14 protein-coding genes are annotated in these 20,083 nt (G+C 69.3%); 10 read left to right on the top strand and 4 right to left on the bottom strand.

Annotation, left to right across the window (positions count from 1 at the left end; translation table 11 throughout):
* Positions 1 to 66 precede the first annotated feature (66 nt).
* Positions 67 to 1,230 carry an epoxide hydrolase family protein gene (locus PGN23_RS04235; protein ID WP_335301584.1) on the bottom strand — a complete coding sequence of 388 codons (1,164 nt, stop codon included), beginning with the start codon at positions 1,228 to 1,230 and terminating at the stop codon, positions 67 to 69.
* Positions 1,231 to 1,430: 200 nt separating this feature from the next.
* Here PGN23_RS04235 and paoA point away from each other — a divergent pair, with 200 nt between their 5' ends.
* From paoA to paoC, 3 genes are read left to right on the top strand one after another with little or no spacing between them, the layout of a single operon-like run.
* Positions 1,431 to 2,072, top strand: a complete 642-nt coding sequence (paoA, locus tag PGN23_RS04230; protein WP_335301583.1) for an aldehyde dehydrogenase iron-sulfur subunit PaoA — start codon at positions 1,431 to 1,433, stop codon at positions 2,070 to 2,072.
* Positions 2,069 to 3,025, top strand: a complete 957-nt coding sequence (locus tag PGN23_RS04225) for an FAD binding domain-containing protein (protein ID WP_335301582.1) — start codon at positions 2,069 to 2,071, stop codon at positions 3,023 to 3,025. Before paoA ends, PGN23_RS04225 begins: the two co-directional genes overlap by 4 nt.
* Positions 3,022 to 5,217 (top strand): aldehyde oxidoreductase molybdenum-binding subunit PaoC, encoded by a 2,196-nt coding sequence (paoC, locus tag PGN23_RS04220; protein ID WP_335301581.1) that lies wholly within the window; start codon positions 3,022 to 3,024, stop codon positions 5,215 to 5,217. Before PGN23_RS04225 ends, paoC begins: the two co-directional genes overlap by 4 nt.
* A gap of 450 nt (positions 5,218 to 5,667) precedes the next feature.
* Here the strand turns inward: paoC and PGN23_RS04215 are convergent, their stop codons facing one another.
* A complete protein-coding gene (locus PGN23_RS04215) occupies positions 5,668 to 6,498 on the bottom strand; it encodes a ferredoxin--NADP reductase (protein WP_335302077.1) in 831 nt (276 codons plus the stop codon).
* 238 nt (positions 6,499 to 6,736) lie between these two features.
* Here PGN23_RS04215 and uvrB point away from each other — a divergent pair, with 238 nt between their 5' ends.
* Together uvrB and PGN23_RS04205 are read left to right on the top strand one after the other, a co-directional pair.
* The gene (gene uvrB, locus PGN23_RS04210) at positions 6,737 to 8,920 is read left to right on the top strand and encodes an excinuclease ABC subunit UvrB (RefSeq protein WP_335301580.1); all 2,184 of its coding nucleotides are present in this window, start codon (positions 6,737 to 6,739) and stop codon (positions 8,918 to 8,920) included.
* Between the two features lie 253 nt (positions 8,921 to 9,173).
* Entirely contained in the window at positions 9,174 to 9,917 is a 744-nt protein-coding gene (locus PGN23_RS04205) for an energy transducer TonB (protein ID WP_335301579.1), read from the top strand.
* 464 nt (positions 9,918 to 10,381) lie between these two features.
* Here the strand turns inward: PGN23_RS04205 and PGN23_RS04200 are convergent, their stop codons facing one another.
* Complete coding sequence (locus PGN23_RS04200) at positions 10,382 to 10,750, bottom strand: PRC-barrel domain-containing protein (RefSeq protein ID WP_335301578.1); 369 nt, start codon at positions 10,748 to 10,750, stop codon at positions 10,382 to 10,384.
* A 112-nt stretch (positions 10,751 to 10,862) separates the two neighbouring features.
* Between PGN23_RS04200 and PGN23_RS04195 the strand changes: the two genes are divergently transcribed.
* Positions 10,863 to 11,396, top strand: coding sequence for a hypothetical protein (locus tag PGN23_RS04195; protein ID WP_335301577.1), 534 nt, complete (start codon positions 10,863 to 10,865; stop codon positions 11,394 to 11,396).
* Between the two features lie 535 nt (positions 11,397 to 11,931).
* Positions 11,932 to 12,357 carry a VOC family protein gene (locus PGN23_RS04190; RefSeq protein WP_335301576.1) on the top strand — a complete coding sequence of 142 codons (426 nt, stop codon included), beginning with the start codon at positions 11,932 to 11,934 and terminating at the stop codon, positions 12,355 to 12,357.
* A 22-nt stretch (positions 12,358 to 12,379) separates the two neighbouring features.
* On the opposite strand, the gene PGN23_RS04185 is transcribed toward PGN23_RS04190, so the two are convergent.
* A complete protein-coding gene (locus PGN23_RS04185) occupies positions 12,380 to 13,903 on the bottom strand; it encodes a fumarate hydratase (protein WP_335301575.1) in 1,524 nt (507 codons plus the stop codon).
* 73 nt (positions 13,904 to 13,976) lie between these two features.
* On the opposite strand from PGN23_RS04185, the gene PGN23_RS04180 reads away from it, so the two are divergent.
* The 3 genes from PGN23_RS04180 to PGN23_RS04170 all read left to right on the top strand — a co-directional run bounded on the left by PGN23_RS04180 (position 13,977) and on the right by PGN23_RS04170 (position 19,953).
* Complete coding sequence (locus PGN23_RS04180) at positions 13,977 to 16,709, top strand: EAL domain-containing protein (protein ID WP_335301574.1); 2,733 nt, start codon at positions 13,977 to 13,979, stop codon at positions 16,707 to 16,709.
* Between the two features lie 73 nt (positions 16,710 to 16,782).
* A complete protein-coding gene (locus PGN23_RS04175) occupies positions 16,783 to 17,550 on the top strand; it encodes a prolyl hydroxylase family protein (protein WP_335301573.1) in 768 nt (255 codons plus the stop codon).
* 495 nt (positions 17,551 to 18,045) lie between these two features.
* Positions 18,046 to 19,953, top strand: a complete 1,908-nt coding sequence (locus PGN23_RS04170; RefSeq protein WP_335301572.1) for a ribonucleoside-diphosphate reductase subunit alpha — start codon at positions 18,046 to 18,048, stop codon at positions 19,951 to 19,953.
* Positions 19,954 to 20,083: the final 130 nt, after the last annotated feature.

Genomic DNA, 20,083 nt, shown 5'->3' with positions numbered 1-20,083 from the left:
TCTCCTGTCAGCCGGTCGTTTGCTGGGCACATGCCATACCGCATCGTCGAGCGCGCGACCAGCCCATCAGGGTAGCGCCCGCCGCGTCGCGCGTACCTCTTCTACGAACAGCGCGGGCTGCTCGAACGCGGCGAAATGCCCGCCGCGCGCCGGCTCGCCCCAGTGCACGATCTGCGGATAGCGCCGCTCCGCCCAGCGCCGCGACGGGCGCATGATCTCGCGCGGGAAGATGCTGCACCCCACCGGGATCGTGACGGCGTCGCCCGCGAAGGTGCGGAAGCTCTCCCAGTACAAGCGCGCCGACGAGGCCGCGGTCGCGCTCAGCCAGTAGAGCGTGATATTGTCGAGCATCCGGTCGATCGGCAGAGCCGCCTCCGGCGCACCGGGCCCGCCGCCGCCGCCCTCACCCTCGCCCCGATCGGTCCAGTCGCCGAACTTCTCGTAGATCCACGCCGCCTGCCCCGCGGGCGAGTCGGTCAGCGCATAGCCGATCGTCTGCGGCCGGGTGGATTGCAGGACGGCATAGCCGTTGCCCCATTCCTGATAATAGCGCCCCGCCGCGATCGCCGCCTTCTCGGCCTCGGTCAGGTCGCCCGTCTGATCCTCGGCCGGCCCCGCCACCACCATGTTGACGTGGATGCCCGTCACCGCCGGATCGCCGCTCGCGCCGATCGCATGGGTCACCGCCGAGCCCCAGTCGCCGCCCTGCGCCATGAAGCGGTCATAGCCCAGCCGCTTCATCAGCGCGATCCACGCGCCCGCGATCCGCTGCACGCCCCAGCCCGTCTCGCGCGGCTTGCCCGACAGGCCGAAGCCGGGCAGCGAGGGGATGACGAGGTGGAACGCCTCCGCCGCATCGCCGCCATGCGCGCGCGGGTCGCTGAGCGGCCCGACGACGTCGAGGAATTCGATCACCGATCCCGGCCAGCCATGCGTCAGGATCAGCGGGGTCGCATCCGGCTCGGGCGAGCGGACGTGGAGGAAGTGGATGTCCAGCCCGTCGATTTCGGTCATGCACGGGTTGAGCGCGTTCAGCCGCGCCTCGCAGGCGCGCCAGTCGTGCCGATCGCGCCAATGCGCGCACAGCGCCTGCACGCGCTCCAGCGGCGCGCCCTGCTGCCATCCATCGACCGTCTCGCGCTCGGGCCAGCGCGTCGCCGCCAGCCGCGCCTTCAGGTCGGCCAGTGCGCCGTCGGGGAAGGCGAAGGGGTGCGGGGTGACGGCGTCCATCGGGTCTCTCCTGTTTCGGACAAGGTTATCCGTCCCGCTTTGGCGCGTCACCCCGGGGCCTGAACCCCGGGGCCGGGGTGACGAACGGTACGCTCGCCGACTCGCGGCAATATCCCTTCGGATACAGTCGGATACCATCCCGGTTCGCATCGTTCCCCTGCTTGCTGCTGGATGAACAGCATGCCACGATCAGGGCCATCATGACCGACGACACCGGCTTCACCCTCTCGCGCCGCGGCGCGCTCATCGGCGGCGCGGCCGCGGCGGCGGCGGGCGCGGTCCCGCTCGACGTGGACGCGCAGCCCGCCACGCCGGAGCCGCCCGCCCCCACCCTGCCCGTCAGCTTCACCGTCAACGGCCGCAAGCGCACGCTGGAGGTCGACCCGCGCGTCACCCTGCTCGACGCGCTGCGCGAGCATCTGTCGCTGACCGGCAGCAAGAAGGGGTGCGACCATGGCCAGTGCGGCGCCTGCACCGTCATGGTGGAGGGCAGGCGCATCAACTCCTGCCTGACGCTCGCGGTGATGCACGACGGCGACGCGATCACCACGATCGAGGGGCTGGGCCGCCCGGGCGACCTCCATCCGATGCAGGCCGCGTTCGTCCGTCACGACGGCTATCAGTGCGGCTATTGCACGCCGGGGCAGATCATGAGCAGCGTCGCGGTGTTGCAGGAGGTGAAGGACGGCATCCCCAGCTATGTCGCCGCCGACCTCACCGCGGCGCCCGCGCTGTCGGGCGAGGAACTGCGCGAGCGGATGAGCGGCAACATCTGCCGCTGCGCCGCCTATTCCAACATCATCGCCGCCATCGCCGATGTCGCTGGAAAGGACATCGCATGAAGCCCTTCACCTACGAGCGCGCCGCCACCCCCGCCGCTGCCGCCGCCGCGGTGGCGAAGACGCCGGGCGCGAAATTCGTCGCGGGCGGCACCAACCTGCTCGACCTCATGAAATTGCAGGTGGAGACGCCGCGCCATCTGGTCGACGTCAACCGCCTCGGCCTCGATACGATCGACGCCACGCCGGAGGGCGGGCTGCGCATCGGCGCGCTGGTGCGCAACACCGCGCTCGCCGCCGACCCGCGGGTGCGGCGCGACTATGGCGTGCTCTCGCGTGCGCTGCTGTCCGCCGCCTCGGGCCAGCTGCGCAACAAGGCGACCACCGCGGGCAACCTGCTCCAGCGCACCCGCTGCCCCTATTTCTACGACACCAACCAGCCGTGCAACAAGCGCCAGCCGGGGTCGGGCTGTGCCGCGATCGGCGGGTTCAGCCGCAATCTGGCGGTGATCGGCACCAGCAGGGATTGCATCGCCACCTATCCCGGCGACATGGCGGTGGCGATGCGCGCGCTCGATGCGGTGGTGGAGACGGTGGACGCCACCGGCGCGACCCGCCGCATCGCGATCGCCGACTTCCACCGCCTGCCCGGCGCCACGCCCTGGGTGGAAACCGCGCTGAAGCCGGCGGAAATGATTACCGCGGTCACGCTGCCCGCGCCGATCGGCGGCACGCATATCTATCGCAAGGTGCGCGACCGCGCCTCCTATGCGTTCGCCGCGGTGTCGGTCGCGGCGGTGCTGCGCCCGAACGAGGGTCCCGCCCGCATCGCCTTCGGCGGCGTCGCGCCCCGGCCGTGGCGCGTCGCCGCCGCGGAGCAGCGCGTTGACGGCGGGTCGAAGGCGATCGCCGATACCGCCTTCGCCGGCGCCACCCCCACCGAGCAGAATGCGTTCAAGATACCGCTGGCGGAGCGCACGCTCGCCGCGGTGCTGGCCGAGGGAGCGCGCGCATGAAGTTCGAGACGCCCGCGGGCACCAATCCGATCGACCGGGGCCGCGTCGTCGGCAAGCCCACGCCGCGCATCGACGGTCCGCTCAAGGTCAGCGGCACCGCCCCCTATGCCTATGAGCGCAACGACGTCGCCCCCGGCCATGCTTACGGCGTGATCGTCGGCAGCGCGGTCGCCAAGGGCCGCATCACGCGCATCGACACCGCGGAGGCGAAGCGCGCGCCCGGCGTCATCGCGATCGTCACGCACGAAAATGCGGGCAGGCTGGGCAAGGCCAAGGCGCATACTGCCGCCATGCTCGCCGGACCGGCGGTCGAACATTACGATCAGGCGGTCGCGATCGTCGTCGCGGAGACGTTCGAACAGGCGCGCGATGCCGCGAAGCGCGTGCGCGTCGACTATGCCCGCGCCAAGGGCCGGTACGACCTCGCCGCCGTGAAGGCGGGCGCGCCGATCGCGCCGGGCGAGAAGATGAAGACCGCGCGCGGCGACTTCGCCGGCGCCTTCGCCGCGGCGCCGGTGACGCTCGACGCGACCTATACCACGCCCGACCAGAGCCACACGATGATGGAGCCGCACGCCACCATCGCCGCGTGGGAGGGCGATGCGGTCACGCTGTGGACCTCCAACCAGATGATCGCCTGGGCGGTGCGCGACATGAGCGAGACGCTGCTGATCCCGAAGGAGAAGATCCGCGTCGTGTCGCCCTATATCGGCGGCGGCTTCGGGGGCAAATTGTGGGTCCGCTCCGATGCCGTGATGGCCGCGCTCGCCGCACGCGCGGCGGGACGCCCGGTCAAGGTGGCGCTCGCGCGGCCGCAGATGATGAACAACACCACCCACCGCCCGGCCACGATCCAGCGCATCCGGATCGGCGCGGACAAGGGCGGCAGGATCACCGCGATCGCGCATCAGACGTGGTCGGGCGACCTGCCCGGCGGCGGGCCGGAGACGGCGGCCAACCAGACGCAGTTGCTCTACGCCGGCGCCAACCGCCTGACCGAGACGCGGCTCGCCGTGCTCGACCTGCCCGAGGCGAACGCGATGCGCGCGCCGGGCGAGGCGCCGGGGCTGATGGCGCTGGAAGTCGCGATGGACGAGATGGCGGAGAAGCTGGGGATGGACCCGGTGCGCTTTCGCATCATCAACGACACGATGGTCGATCCGGAGAAGCCCGAGCGCCCCTTCTCCGACCGCCACCTGGTGCGCTGTCTGGAGGAAGGCGCGCGCCGCTTCGGCTGGTCCCGCCGCAATCCGAAACCGGGGCAGGTTCGCGACGGTCGCTGGCTGGTCGGCATGGGCGTCGCGGCGGCGTTCCGCAACAACATGAACATGAAGTCGGGCGCGCGTGTCGGTGTCGATCGCAAGGGCGTGGTCACGGTCGCCACCGACATGACCGACATCGGCACCGGCAGCTATACGATCATCGCGCAGACGGCGGCGGAGATGATGGGGGTGCCGCTCGACCGGGTCGTCGTCCTGCTGGGCGACAGCCGCTACCCCGTCTCGTCCGGCTCGGGCGGGCAATGGGGCGGCAACAGCTCGACCGCGGGCGTCTATGCCGCCTGCGTCGACCTGCGCCGCCGCATCGCGCAGAAGCTGGGGTTCGACGCCGACTCCGTCACCTTCGCCGACGGGAAGGTGACGAGCGGCAGCCGCTCGGTCGATCTGGTGAAGGCCGCAGGCGACGCGGGGCTGAGCGGCGAGGACACGATCGAGTTCGGCGACCTGGACGAACGTTATGCGCAGGCCACCTTCGGCGCGCATTTCGTCGAGGCCGGGGTGGACGCCTATACCGGCGAGGTCCGCGTCCGCCGCATGTCCGGCGTGTTCGACGCCGGGCGCATCCTGAACCCGGTCTCCGCGCGCAGCCAGGTGATCGGCGGCATGGCGATGGGCGTCGGCGCGGCGCTGATGGAGGACGCTGTGGTCGATCCGCGCTTCGGCTATTTCGTCAACCACGACCTCGCCGAATATCACGTCCCCGTCCACCTCGACGTGCCGCACCAGGAGGTCGTCTTCCTCGACACGCTCGACGACAAGACCTCGCCGATGAAGGCCAAGGGCGTGGGCGAGCTGGGGCTGTGCGGCGCGGGCGCGGCGGTCGCGAACGCGGTCTACAACGCCTGCGGCGCGCGCATCCGCGACTATCCGCTGACGCTCGACAAGGTGATGAAGGGGATGGTGCGGGTGTAGCTGCTACGGATCCTTCCCACCCGGCTGTGCCGGGCCGGACGGAAGGGTGAGGGTGAGGGTGAAGGTGAGGGCGAAAGTAACAGCCACCACCACCCGTCACCCCGGGCTTGACCCGGGGTCCCGCTTACTAACGACGCCAGCGGAGAAGCGGGGGGCCCCGGCTCAAGGCGGGGCCTTTGCAAAACAGGTGCAACGGCACCCAGCCCACGCCGTGCTCCTGCGCAGGCAGGAGCCCAGGGCCCAGCACATCAACGCCTTATGGGACCTGCAACTCTGGGCTCCTGCCTTCGCAGGAGCACGGTACAGCCTTTTGTTAAGGTCCCGCTCAAGGCCGGGGTGACGATGTCGCGAGGCATTTGCCCCACCCCCCGTCACCCCGGACGCGTTCCGGGGTCAAACGCTCCGCGCACCCACCGATCGCGAGGGACAGGCCCGGCATGACGCCCGGCATTACCCCACGAACGCCCGCTCGATCACGAACTGCCCGGGGTTCGCGTTCGACCCCTCGACCAGCCCGGCGGCCTCCAGCATCCCCGCGGTCTCGCGGATCATCTCGGTCGAGCCGCACAGCATCACGCGGTCGGTTTCCGGATCGAACCGCCGCTCGCCCACCACCGGCGCGTCGAACAGCCGGCCGTCCTCTATCAGCGTCGTGATCCGCCCCATCGTGTGGAATTGTTCGCGCGTCACCGCGGGCAGATAGTGGAACTGCAGCAGCGCCTGGTCCGCCACCAGCGGATCGTCGGCCAGCTGCGCGGTCAGCATGTCGCGCCACGCCAGATCGTCGACGCGGCGCACGCCGTGGACGATCACCACCTGCTCGAACCGCTCGTACACGTCCGGGTCGCGCGCCACCGACAGGAACGGCGCGAGGCCGGTGCCGGTCGACAGCATGAACAGCCGCTTGCCGCCCAGCAGCGCGTCGAGCACCAGCGTGCCCGTCGGCTTCTTGCCCAGGTACAGCTGGTCGCCCGGCTTCACCGCCTGCAAACGGCCCGTCAGCGGCCCCTCGGCCACCTTGATCGACAGGAACTCCAGCTCCTCGGCCCAGGACGGGCTGGCGATCGAATAGGCGCGCATCACCGGCTTGCCCGGCGTTCCGTCCTCGCCCGGCAGCCCGGGAAGCCCCAGCATCACGAACTCGCCCGAGCGGAAGCGGAACGACGCCGGCCGCTCCACCGCGAAGCTGAACAGATGCTCGTTCCAATGCTTGACCCACTTCACCGCCACCGTGGTGAAGGCGGCGCTATCGGGGATCAGCACGGGCGCGCGGACATGCATGTTCACGAAACTCTGTCTCCAACGGATCGACGTATCGACTTCACCGCACCGGCGCGGTCTTCCCGCTACCGGCGCATGGCGCGCGGGTTCGCGCGCTGCGACGCAACATACGCCCTCTGGCCGCTTGCGCCCGCCCCCGCAAGATACTCCTTCCACACCCGATGCAAGCATTTTTTGCGAACCCTTCGCAAACCGTCGCCGGGTTGTTCCCCTTTTCGCCCCGCCCCATATCAGCGCGATGGCGATCCAGATCCGCACCAACCTGGCCGAACCCGAAACCGGCGAGTCGTTCGTCCCCCACCGCCCGCAGCGCCCGGCGAAGGTGGAGGGCGGCAAGCGTTTCGAACTGGTCAGCGACTACGAACCGTCGGGCGATCAGCCGGGCGCGATCCGCGAGCTGGTCGATGCCGCGCTGGCGGGGGAGAAGGATCAGGTGCTGCTGGGCGTCACCGGCTCGGGCAAGACCTTCACGATGGCCAAGGTGATCGAGGCGTTGCAGCGTCCGGCCTTGATCCTGGCGCCCAACAAGATCCTCGCCGCGCAGCTCTACGGCGAGTTCAAGGGCTTCTTCCCCAACAACGCGGTCGAGTATTTCGTCAGCTATTACGATTACTACCAGCCGGAGGCCTATGTGCCGCGGTCCGACACGTACATCGAGAAGGAAAGCTCGGTGAACGAATCGATCGACCGGATGCGCCACTCCGCCACGCGCGCGCTGCTGGAGCGCGACGACGTCATCATCGTCGCCTCGGTCAGCTGCCTCTACGGCATCGGCTCGGTCGAAACCTATTCGGCGATGATCTTCGACCTGAAGAAGGGGCAGACGGTCGACCAGCGCGAGATCGTGCGCAAGCTGGTCGCGCTGCAATACAAGCGCAACGACGCCGCCTTCCAGCGCGGCAACTTCCGCGTGAAGGGCGACAACCTCGAAATCTTCCCCTCGCATTACGAGGACAGCGCGTGGCGCGTGTCCTTCTTCGGCGACGAGATCGAGGAGATCGTCGAGTTCGATCCGCTGACCGGGCAGAAGAGCGCCTCGCTCAACTCGATCCGCGTCTATGCCAATTCGCATTACGTCACGCCGGGGCCGACGATGAAGCAGGCCGCCGACGCGATCCGCCACGAGCTGACCGAGCGGCTCAAGGAGCTGGAGATCGAGGGCAAGCTGCTCGAACGCCAGCGGCTGGAGCAGCGCACGCATTTCGACCTGGAGATGATCGCGGCGACCGGCAGCTGCAACGGGATCGAGAATTACAGCCGCTTCCTGACCGGCCGCCTCCCCGGCGAGCCGCCGCCCACGCTGTTCGAATATCTCCCCGAAAACGCGCTGCTGTTCGTCGACGAAAGCCATCAGACGATCGGCCAAATCAACGGCATGTCGCGCGGCGACCATCGCCGCAAGATCACGCTGGCCGAATACGGCTTCCGCCTGCCCTCCGCCATCGACAACCGCCCCTTGCGCTTCAACGAATGGGACGCGATGCGCCCGCAGACGGTCTGCGTCTCCGCCACGCCGGGGCAATGGGAGATGGACCAGACCGCGGGCGTCTTCGCCGAACAGGTCATCCGTCCCACCGGGCTCATCGATCCGCCGGTCGAGATCAAGCCGGTCGAGGAGCAGGTGCAGGACCTGATCGTCGAGTGCCGCAAGACGACCGAGCTCGGCTACCGCACCCTCGTCACCACGCTCACCAAGCGGATGGCGGAGGATCTGACCGAATATATGCACGAGGCGGGGATCAAGGTCCGCTACATGCACTCCGACGTCGAGACGCTGGAGCGGATCGAGCTGATCCGCGACCTCAGGCTGGGCGTGTACGACGTCCTTATCGGCATCAACCTGCTGCGCGAGGGGCTCGACATCCCCGAATGCGGGCTGGTCGCGATCCTGGACGCGGACAAGGAAGGCTTCCTGCGCTCCGAGACCTCGCTGATCCAGACGATCGGTCGCGCCGCGCGCAACGTCGACGGGCGCGTCATCCTCTATGCCGACCGCATCACCGGCAGCATGGAGCGCGCGATGAACGAAACCGCGCGCCGCCGCGAGAAGCAGGAGGCGTACAACCGCGAGCACGGCATCACCCCGACGACGGTGCGCAAGAACATCGGCGACATCATCGCGCACGTCGCGTCGAAGGATCAGGTGACGGTCGAGATCGACGAGAACCGCCCGCACATGGTCGGCCACAACCTGCGCGCCTATATCGAGGAGCTCGAGAAGAAGATGCGCAAGGCCGCCGCGGACCTGGAGTTCGAGGAGGCCGGCCGCCTGCGCGACGAAATCCGCCAGCTGGAGCAGGAGGAGCTCGGCCTGCCGGTCGAGCAGCACAGGGCGCCGATGATGGGCCGCAGCAACGAGGGCAAGCCCGGCACCCGCAAGACCCGCTTCGGCAAGACCCAGCGCAAGTTCGGCAAGCGCTAACCTCTTCGCCATCCGTCATCCCGGACTTGATCGAGACCTCTGCGAAACTCAGTTCCCTGTTCCCCGGCGAAGGCCGGGGCCCAGCTGGGAGACGGTGGTAACAGACGGAAAAGCCACGCCAACTGGGCCCCGGCCTTCGCCGGGGAACGAAGAAGGTTTCGGACTTATGCAAGCGTCCCGCTCAAGGCCGGGGCGACGACACCGGGAGCCGCCCTCAGCCCCCATTCATCCCGAACCGCCTAGCACCACCGCCATGTACGCCCAGCCCCGCCAGGAACGCATCGGCGCCGCGCTCGCCGCCGCTGCGGTGACCGCAGCGGTGGGCTGGGCGCTGCTGACCGGGCTCGCCGGCGGCGCGGTGCGCGCGAAGGTGGACGAGGGGCTGGCGCTGTTCCGGGTCGTGCCGCCACCGCCGCCGCGCCCGCCCGCGAAGGTCGTACCGAAGAAGACGCGCACCTCGCGTCCCTCCGGCCGCGCGGCGCCCCCCAATATCCGATCGCAGGCGACGCAGGTCGCGGCGCCGCGCCCGGTGGTCGTCGTGCCGCTGCCCCCGCCCCCCGTCGTCGTCGCGCTCAAGCCCTTCGCCGGCAACGACGCGACGCAGGGGGCCGCGCCGCGTGCCGGCCCCGGCACCGGCGCGGGCGGCGTGGGCGACGGCACCGGCAGCGGCGGCTGGGGCGATGGCGACGGCGACGGCGGCGGCATGGACGAGACGCCGCCGCGCTGGCTGCGCGGGCGGCTCGATGACGGCGACTATCCCGGCGAGGTCGGGGAGGCGGGCATCCACGGCACCGTCACCGTGAAGTTCATGGTCTGGACCGACGGCCGCGTCCGGACCTGCCAGATCGCGCGGTCGAGCGGCAATCCGACCCTCGATGAAACGACCTGCCGCCTGATCCAGAAGCGCTTCCGCTACCGCCCCTCGCTCGACGGCGAGGGGAGGCCGGTGCCCGCGTGGCTGATCGAGAACCACGAATGGGTCATCCGCGGCGATTGAGGCAAGTCCTGCGCAACCGCCGCGCATCGCTCGATCGACCCGGCGGGGGCGCGACCGTTGCAAAACGCTACACCGTGCTCCTGCGCAGGCAGGAGCTCAGGGTTGCAGGTCCCATAAGGCGTTGATGTGTTGGGCCCTGCGCTCCTGCCTGCGCAGGAGCACGGCATGGACTCGATGCCTTGCACCCGTTTTGCAACGGCCCGACGGAGGCGGGACGTCAGCATAAATCCAAGACCTCCTCGGTTCCCCGGCGAAGGCCGGGGCCCAGTTGGGGGGGCGGTTTCAGCATCTTGCGGGCGTGCCGATGCTGGGCCCAGGCCTTCGCCGGGGAACGGCGGGATGGCCGAGCGATCCACAAAGTTCGCAACCGTGTCCATCGTGCTCCCGCGCAGCCAGGAGCGCGACGTCACCGACCCCGTTAGACATTTCCCGAGCCCCGGCCTGCGGAGGTCGGGAGAGGAACGTCACGCCAGCGCCAGATTCTCCCGCTCGACCTGATAGTAGCTCGCCACGCGGTCGGCATAGGCCTGGTCGAACACCGGCGCGTTATTGGCCCAGCTCGGCCCGCCCTCCAGCAGCCGCCGGTCGACCGTCACGACATACAGGTCACGCACCGGATCGAACTGCAGCAGCGAGAACGGCAGCGGATAATAGCTCTTCCCCATGCCCAGGAACCCGCCCAGGCTCAGCACCGCATGCGTGGTGCGCCCGGTCGTCTTGTGAACCATGAACGCGCTGACCGAGCCGAGGTGGTCGCCGTCGCGGCTGTCCACCTTCATCGTGCCGGGCACGTTGGCCTGGATCAGGATCTGCGTCGGCGCGTCGTCGCTCATGGAGCCTCCGGAGTGGGGAACGTCATCGTTGCCGCGACAAACCCACGGTCTGCCGCGGCGGTTCCGGGGGGCATGGTTGAGCCTGCGCGCGGCTTCCGGCATAGCCATCGGCGTGACCCGTTCCGCGTTCCGCCCGACCCACGCTGCCATCGCCGCCGCGATCCTGCTGGCCGGCTGCGTCCCGCCCCCGGCGGCGCCGCCACCCGCGCCGGCCCCCTCCCCGACCCCGGTGCCCACGGTCGCGGCGCCGGCCCCGGTCGACTGGCAGGACCGCGCCTGGACCCCCGGCACCTGGACCTATGCGCAGGACGCCCGCGGCAGCCGCGCGCTCTACGGCCGCCCGGGGGAGGATGCCGCGGTGCTGGTCCGCTGCGACCGCGCCGCGCGTGCGATCTTCCTGTCGCGCGCGGGGCGGTCGCCCGCGCCCTTCACCATCCGCACCACCTCCGTCACCCGCGCGGTCGCGGCCCAGCCGACCGGCGCGCAGCCGCCCTATATGGCCGCGCGGTTCGAGGTGAACGACCGGCTGCTCGACGCGATGATCTTCAGCCGCGGACGCTTCACCGTCGAGCAGCCCGGCACCGCGCCCACCGTCCTGCCGCCCTGGGCGGAGCTCGCCCGCGTGGTGGAGGATTGCCGCGGCTAACGGTCCGTCGCACGTGCCGAAGACAAGGCTTGCAACTCGCCCGCCGCCGCCGCACATTGGGGATGCGGTCGACCAGGCCGCGCACGTTATCAACCAGCGAAAGGAGGTGATCCGATGTCTCATGGTTCAGCAATGGGGTCGGTTCAGTTCGTTCGGGGGACGCGCTTCTAAGGATCGCCGGGCGCCCGCGGGGGGTATCCTCCCCCAGTCAACGCAGGGGCCCAAAGGTTCTTGGAGGCCTGCATGGTCTCCCGGGCTGGAGCTCTCCGGCCGCTGACCATGTTTAGGGGTTGTCGGGTGCCGCCGCGGCGGCATCCGGCAACCTCTTCTCATATCCGGGACAGGTCGCAGCGCTGCCTATTTTCCCGCCGTCTCGCCCGCTTTTCCCGCCGTCATCCCCGCGCAGGCGGGGATCCAGACGCGCAAGTCTGACGAAAGAGGCGCAACGTCGGCGTCTCTGGATTCCCGCCTTCGCGGGAATGACGGCGAACGTGGTTCGGATCGCGCGCACCATTTAGCGATGGTATGATGCAGGATGATCGACACGCCCGCGCTCGTCCCCGAGATCGACGTAACGGACTTTGCCGCATCCGTTACGATCTATCGCACCGTTTTCGGTTTTCGAGTGATGGCGGAACGACCGGAAGAAGCGTTTGCCAATCTTGCGCTCGGCGCGGCTCACCTGATGCTCCAGCAATCGAACGGGCCGGGCCGTCGTTTTCGCACCGCCCCCCTCGAGCGCCCTCACGGCCGCGGCGTCAACTTCCAATTACGCATGGCGGGCGTGACCGGATGCCATGACCGTTCACGCGGCGCAGGCCTCGCGATCGTCGTACCGCTCGAAGATCGCTGGTATCGCCAAGGCGACATAGAGCGCGGCAACCGCCGGTTCGTGGTTGCCGATCCCGACGGATATCTGCTGCGATTTTACGAGGACATCGGCGTTCGACCGGCACGATAGCTGATAAGGTCAGACTTTCCCCTCACACCCCGACCAGCAGCCCTTCCTTCGCGATCTTCTCGCGCCATACCAGCGGGGCGAGCTGGTGGACGTTGTTGCCCTCGCTGTCGACCGCGACCGTGACGGGGAAGTCGCTGACCTCGAACTCGTAGATCGCCTCCATCCCCAAATCCTCGAACCCGACGACCCTGCTGCCCTTGATCGCGCGCGCGACCAGATAGGCCGCGCCGCCCACCGCCATCAGATACGCGCTCTTCGCATCGCGGATCGCGTCGGTCGCGGCGGGGCCGCGCTCGGCCTTGCCGACGCAGGCGAGCAGGCCCTGGTCGAGCATCATGCGCATGAACTTGTCCATCCGCGTCGCCGTCGTCGGCCCCGCCGGGCCGACCACTTCCTCGCCCACCGGGTCGACCGGCCCGACGTAATAGATCACGCGGCCCTTGAACTCGACCGGCAGCGGCTCGCCCGCCGCCAGCATGTCGGCGATGCGCTTGTGCGCGGCATCGCGCCCGGTCAGCATCTTGCCGCTCAGCAGCAGCCGGTCGCCCTGCTTCCAGCCCTGCACCACCTCCGGCGTCAGCGTGTCGAGATCGACGCGGATCGCGGCCTTGTCGGGCGTCCAGTGGACGTCGGGCCATTCGTCGAGCTTGGGCGCCTCCAGATAGGCGGGGCCCGATCCGTCGAGCGTGAAATGCGCGTGGCGCGTCGCGGCGCAATTGGGGATCATCGCCACCGGCTTGCCTGCCGCGTGGCACGGCGCGTCCTTGATCTTCACGTCCAGGATCGTCGAGAGCCCGCCCAGCCCCTGCGCGCCGATGCCGAGCGCGTTGACCTTGTCGAAGATCTCGATGCGCAGCGCCTCGATGTCGTTGCGGGGGCCGCGCGCCTTCAGCGGCCCCATGTCGATCGGCTCCATCAGCGCCTGCTTGGCGAGCAGCACGCAATGCTCCGCGGTCCCGCCGATGCCGATCCCCAGCATGCCCGGCGGGCACCAGCCCGCGCCCATCTGCGGCAGCATCTCGACCACCCAGTCGACGATCGAATCGCTGGGGTTCATCATCTTGAACTTCGACTTGTTCTCCGACCCGCCGCCCTTGGCCGCGACGTCGACCGATACCTTGGCACCCGGCACCATCTCGACGTGCAGGACGCAAGGGGTGTTGTCGCGCGTGTTGCGCCGGGTGAAGGCCGGGTCCGCCAGTACCGAGGCGCGCAGCTTGTTCTCGGGGTGCAGGTACGCGCGGCGTACGCCCTCGTCGACGACCTCCTGCAGCGAGCGGGTGGTCACGTCCAGACGGCAGTCCATGCCCCATTTGACGAACACGTTGACGATGCCGGTGTCCTGGCAGATCGGGCGATGCCCCTCCGCGCACATCCGGCTGTTGGTCAGGATCTGCGCGATCGCATCCTTCGCCGCGGGGCCCTGCTCTGCCTCGTACGCATCGCCCAGCGCGCGGATGTAATCCATCGGGTGGTAGTAGCTGATGAACTGGAGCGCATCGGCCACGCTCTCGATCAGGTCGGCTTCGCGGATCGTCGTCGTCATGGCGCGATGCTGTAGATCGTGGCCGCGCCGCCCGCAAACCCTTCCGTAACCACCCGCCGCCTAACAGTATTCCATGCGCCGCCTGCTCCGATCCTCCGCCGCCCTGCCCTCGCTGCGCGACGTCGTCGACGCGGTCGGGCTGCGCGGCGCGCGCGAGGACATCATCGAGGACGAACGCCGCGCCGCGCTGGCCGCCAGCGCCGCTCTGTGGCCGCCCGCCGCGCTGGCGCTGCTGGCCGCCGCGATCGCGCTGGTGATGCTGGCGCTGCGGGCGTCGGGATCGGCGGCGGGACCGATGCCGGGCGACCTGCCGGCGGCGATCATGGCGCGCGCCGCGCCTGCGGTGACGCTGGCGCTCGCCGGCTGGGCGATGCTGGCCCATCCGCGCGCCGCCGCGCAGCCCTCCGTCCGGCGCGTCGCAGCGATGATCCTGGCGGCGACCTGGATCGCGATCTCGATCGGGCTGATGCTCGATTCGGCCGCCGCCCTGCCCCCGCCCGCGGCGGAAACGGGGCAGATCGCGCTGCTCGGCGCGACCATGCTCACCGCGATCGCGTTCCAGCCCACCCGCGCCGCCGCGATCGCCTTCGCCGCGACGCTGGCGGCGATGGTCATGGCGACGCACGGCCCGACGCCGGCCTCGCTCGCCGCGATCGTGGTCGCGGGTGCGCATGGCGTGGCGACGATCCGGCTCGCGCTGGCCGACCAGCGCGCCGTCGCGCTGCGCTGCCTCGCGCTGGAGGAGCAGCAGCGCGCGCGGCTGCTCGTCGCCAGCGTCGAGGAGCAGGGCCCCGGCTGGTTCTGGCAGGCGGATCGCACCGGGCGCATCCGCTACCTGTCGGACAAGGTCGCCGCGGAGATGCGCGCTTTGGGCATCGAGCCGATCGGCGCGGCGCTGTCCTCGGTCTTCCGCGTCGACAGCGCGCTGATCGATACCGAGCGGACGCTGACCTTTCACCTGTCCTCGCGCACCTCGTTCGCCGATTATTGCGTCCGCCCCGCGATCGAGGACGCGCCGGAGCGCTGGTGGTCGATCTCCGGCCGCCCGGTGATCGACGATCTGGGCCGGTTCCAGGGGTTCGCCGGCGCCGGCTCCGACCTGACCGAGCAGCGCCGCGCGGAGGCGGAGATCAAGCGACTGGCGCTGTTCGACAGCCTGACCGGGCTCGCCAACCGCCAGCGGATGCGGCTGTCGCTCGAACAGACGCTGACCCATCGCAGCGGCGCGTCGATGTCGACCGGGCTGCTGCTGCTCGACCTCGACCGCTTCAAGGCGGTCAACGACACGCTCGGCCACCAGATGGGCGACGAGCTGCTGAAGGAGGTCGCCCAGCGGCTGCAGCGCACGATCGGCGACGCGGGCCTGGTGGGGCGGCTGGGCGGCGACGAATTCCAGGTGGTGATCCCGGGGGAGGGCAATCGCGACCGGCTGGGGATGCTCGCCGACCGCGTCATCGCCGCGCTGTCGCTGCCGTACCACATCCAGTCCGCGACCTTGTCGATCGGCTGTTCGGTCGGCGTCGCGGTCGCCCCGCTCCACGGCGACACGCCCGAAGCGCTGGTGCGCAACGCCGATCTGGCGCTCTATGCCGCCAAGGCCGACGGGCGCGGCGTCCACCGCTTCTACCGCGAGGAATTGCTGGAGGGCGCGCAGAACCGCAAGCGGCTGGAGGACGACCTGCGACAGGCGCTGGGCGGCGACCAGTTCCACCTCACCTACCAGGCGGTCGTCTCCACCGCGGACGAGCGTATCATGGGGTATGAGGCGCTGCTGCGCTGGGATCATCCCGAGCGCGGGGCGATCAGCCCGGCCGATTTCGTGCCGGTGGCGGAGGAATGCGGGCTGATCGAGACGATCGGCGAATGGGTCATGCGCAGCGCCTGCATGGAGGCCGCGACCTGGCCCGACCACGTCCGCGTCGCGGTCAACGTCTCCCCGATCCAGTTCGCCAATCCCGCGCTCCCCGCGATCGTCGCCAGCGCGCTCGCCGCCTCGGGCCTCCCTGCGCACCGGCTGGAGCTGGAGATCACCGAGGGCGTGTTCCTCAACGAGGACGCCTCGTCGGAGCGGATGTTCAGGTCGCTCAAGGGGCTGGGCGTCCGCCTCGCGCTCGACGACTTCGGCACCGGCTATTCGTCGCTCGGCTATCTGAAGAAGGCGCCGTTCGACAAGATCAAGATCGACCAGAGCTTCGTGCGCGGCGCGATCCAGCCCGGCAACCGCAACGCCGCGATCATCAAGGCGATCGTCAGCCTGGCGCAGACGCTGGGGATGGAGACCACCGCGGAGGGCGTGGAGCAGCAGGACGAGATCGCGCTGATCCGCGACCTGGGGTGCAGCCATATCCAGGGGTTCGTCTATGGCCGCCCCGCGCGCAGCGCGCAGGTGCGCGAGCAGCTGGGGGCGGCCGGCGGCTTCGCGGTGCCGATCGGTCACAAGACCAGCCGCGCGCCGCGCCAGCGGATGCTGCGCACCGTGCGGCTGGCGCTGGGGGCGGAAAGCGCGGAGGTGCGCCTGCGCAACCTGTCGGAGACCGGCGCGATGATCGACGGCGTCGACCTGCCCGAGGAGGCGATCGGCCATCCGGTCCGCGCCGAGCTGACCGACGGGCAATGGACGCCCGCGATCATCAGCTGGATCGGCGACGGGCGCGCCGGGCTGCGCTTCGATCACGCGATCGATGTCGAGCGCCTCGGCCACGCCCCCGCCCCAGCCCCAGCCCCAGCCCCCGTCCCCACCACCATCCCGTGCGCCGGGACCGCGGGCGCCGCCACCCTGCCGGCCGCGGCCGGCGGGCGTCGTTAACGCCCGCTTTACCCTGTTCGCTTACCGTCCGGTGGACGACGGTCGCGCGATGCGACCGCGACGGAGATAGCGCGTGACTGTCCAGCAACCGATCGCCGCCGATGCCGGCGCCACTTCTCCCGGCGCGTCGATGGCGTCGCTCATCACCGGGGACATGCTGCGCGCGACGCGTTTCATGGGGGCGCAGCGCTTCCCCAGCCCGCATGTCGAATTGTGGACCATGCCCGATTTCCTCGCGCCCGAGGAATGCGACATCCTGATGCGCTACATCGACGCCAACAAGGAGCCGTCGCGCGTCGCCTACGGCGATGCCGGCGCGCGCACCAGCGAGACGTGCGTGTTCGACAACACCACCCCCGTCGTCCAGCTGCTCGACCTGCGGCTGTCGATGCTGCTCGGCATCCCGCCCGGCTGCGGCGAGCCGATCCAGGGCCAGCGCTATGCCGTGGGGCAGGAGTTCAAGCTGCACCACGACTATTTCGAGGATCACCACCCCGACACCGCCAGCAACCGCCACCGCTGCGGCAACCGCACCTGGACCGCGATGATCTACCTCAACGAGCCGGAGGAAGGCGGCGAGACCGGCTTCCACTATCTCCAGCACGAATTCGTGCCGACGCGCGGGATGGCGGTGTGCTGGAACAACATCGGCCCCGACGGCAAGCCCAATCGCTACACGCTGCACCAGGGCAAGCCGGTGATCCGCGGCGACAAGTACATCGTCACCAAGTGGTTCCGCGAGCGCGCGTGGATGGGCCCGGTCGGCTACGTGCCCCCGGCCGCCGCCGCCGTCTCCCGGGCGAAGCCGAAGGTCCGGCGCGCCATCAAGGGCCGTCGCTGACCTTTCCGTCATGCCGGACCCGTTCCGGCCTCCACCGTTCCGCACACACCCCGCCCACCCTCTCCCCATTGTCACCCCGGGCTTGACCCGGGGTCCCGCTTATTCCGCATGCCTGGCCGCCCCCCGCCCCACCGCCGACAGGGCCCGCCTCGCCGCGTCTCCAAAATATTTGCGTTCGCGCCCCGTTCCCTTGCAATCGCTGAACCCCGCGGAAGTCCACGCGTCGCCTGCCCGCCGCCCCCTCATCCCTATGGGGTAGAGCCGGTTGCGGACCCTTTTACCGTCTTGTGCCGTTCGCCAAACTGACACAATCACTAGTCGTCACGCCGATCGGCGGACCCAGATGTGGTAGAACGACGCCGGCGGGCATCCCGCCGCGACGGGAAGGCAAACGGTCGGCGCGACCTTTTTATTCCCGTTTTGTTCTAAGAGCTTGTAGGATCGGGCCAGCACCCGATTCGCGAACGATACAGGAACGCGGGAGCGTAGGCGGGCATGGATTTCAGAGGAACGGACGGCGAGGCGATGACCACCGACACGATCGAGGCGGCAACCCAGACCGCGGGCCCGGACACGACCGGCGCGACCACCACGCAGGGCGCGCTGAACAAGCCGTATCCGGTCGAGGTCGACCACGGCCGCGACGCGCTGCTGACCGATTTCGGCAAGGAGACGCTCCAGGACCGCTATCTGCTCCCGGGCGAGAGCTATCAGGACCTGTTCGTCCGCGTCGCCTCGGCCTATGCCGACGATGCCGCGCACGCGCAGCGCATCTACGACTATATCTCGCGGCTGTGGTTCATGCCCGCGACGCCGGTGCTCTCGAACGGCGGCACCGGCCGCGGCCTGCCGATTTCCTGCTATCTCAATTCGGTCCCCGACAGCCTCAACGGCATCGTCGACACCTGGAACGAGAATGTCTGGCTCGCCTCGCGCGGGGGCGGCATCGGCACCTATTGGGGCAACGTCCGCGGCATCGGCGAGCCGGTCGGCCTGAACGGCAAGACCAGCGGCATCATCCCCTTCGTCCGCGTGATGGATTCGCTCACCCTCGCGATCTCGCAGGGGTCGCTGCGCCGCGGCTCGGCCGCCTGCTACCTCGACATCTCGCACCCGGAGATCGAGGAGTTCCTGGAGATCCGCAAGCCCTCGGGCGACTTCAACCGCAAGGCGCTCAACCTCCACCACGGCGTCCTCATCCCCGACGCCTTCATGGAGGCGGTGCGCGACGGCGCGGAATGGGAGCTCAAGAGCCCGAAGGACCAGTCGGTCCGCGGCAAGGTCGATGCGCGCGCGCTGTTCCAGAAGCTGGTCGAGACGCGGCTGGCCACCGGCGAGCCGTACATCGTCTTCGCCGATCATGTGAACCGCAACATGCCCAAGCACCACCGCGAGCTGGGCCTGAAGGTGTCGACGTCGAACCTGTGCAGCGAGATCACGCTGCCCACGGGGCGCGACCATCTCGGCAACGATCGCACCGCGGTCTGCTGCCTGTCCTCGCTCAACCTCGAGACGTGGGACGAGTGGAAGGACGAGAAGGGCTTCATCGAGGACGTGATGCGCTTCCTCGACAACGTGCTGCAGGATTATATCGACCGTCACGAGCCCGGCATGGAGCGTGCCGCCTACAGCGCCGCGCGCGAGCGCTCGGTGGGCCTGGGCGTCATGGGCTTCCACTCCTTCCTCCAGGCGCGCGGGCTGCCGTTCGAGGGGGCGATGGCCAAGAGCTGGAACCTGCGCATCTTCCGCCACGTCAACGCGCAGGTGAACGAGGCGTCGATGATGCTCGCGCAGGAGCGCGGCCCCTGCCCCGACGCCGCCGACATGGGGGTGATGGAGCGCTTCTCCTGCAAGATGGCGATCGCGCCGACCGCGTCGATCAGCATCATCTGCGGCGGCACCAGCGCCTGCATCGAACCGATCCCGGCCAATATCTACACCCACAAGACGCTGTCGGGCAGTTTCTCGGTCAAGAACCCGTATCTCGAAAAGCTGCTGATCGAGAAGAGCAAGAATTCCGACACCGTGTGGAATTCGATCCTGGAGCACGGCGGCTCGGTCCAGCATCTCGACTTCCTCACGCAGGAGGAGAAGGACTGCTACAAGACCTCGTTCGAGATCGACCAGCGCTGGCTGCTCGAACTGGCGGGCGACCGCACGCCCTTCATCGACCAGGCGCAATCGCTCAACCTGTTCATCCCCGCCGACGTCGAGAAGTGGGACCTGCTGATGCTCCACTATCGCGCGTGGGAACTGGGCATCAAGTCGCTCTACTATCTCCGCTCGAAGTCGGTCCAGCGTGCGGGCTTCGCCGGGGGCGTGGAGAACGACAATACGATCGAGAAGCCGAAGTACGAATTCGGCGAGAGCACGGACTATGACGAGTGTCTCGCTTGCCAATGAGGTGAGGCGATGACGGGGACGCCCCCTCACCCTTCCGCGCCTCCGGCGCTCCGTCCCTCTCCCACAAGGGGAGAGGGGCACGGGGACTGCTCTCCCTCTCCCCTTGTGGGAGAGGGAAGGGGCCCGCGGC

Origin of the sequence: Sphingomonas adhaesiva (assembly GCF_036946125.1) — a bacterium.
Classification (GTDB): Bacteria; Pseudomonadota; Alphaproteobacteria; order Sphingomonadales; family Sphingomonadaceae; genus Sphingomonas; species Sphingomonas adhaesiva_A.
This window is presented reverse-complemented; position numbering and strand designations above follow the sequence as displayed.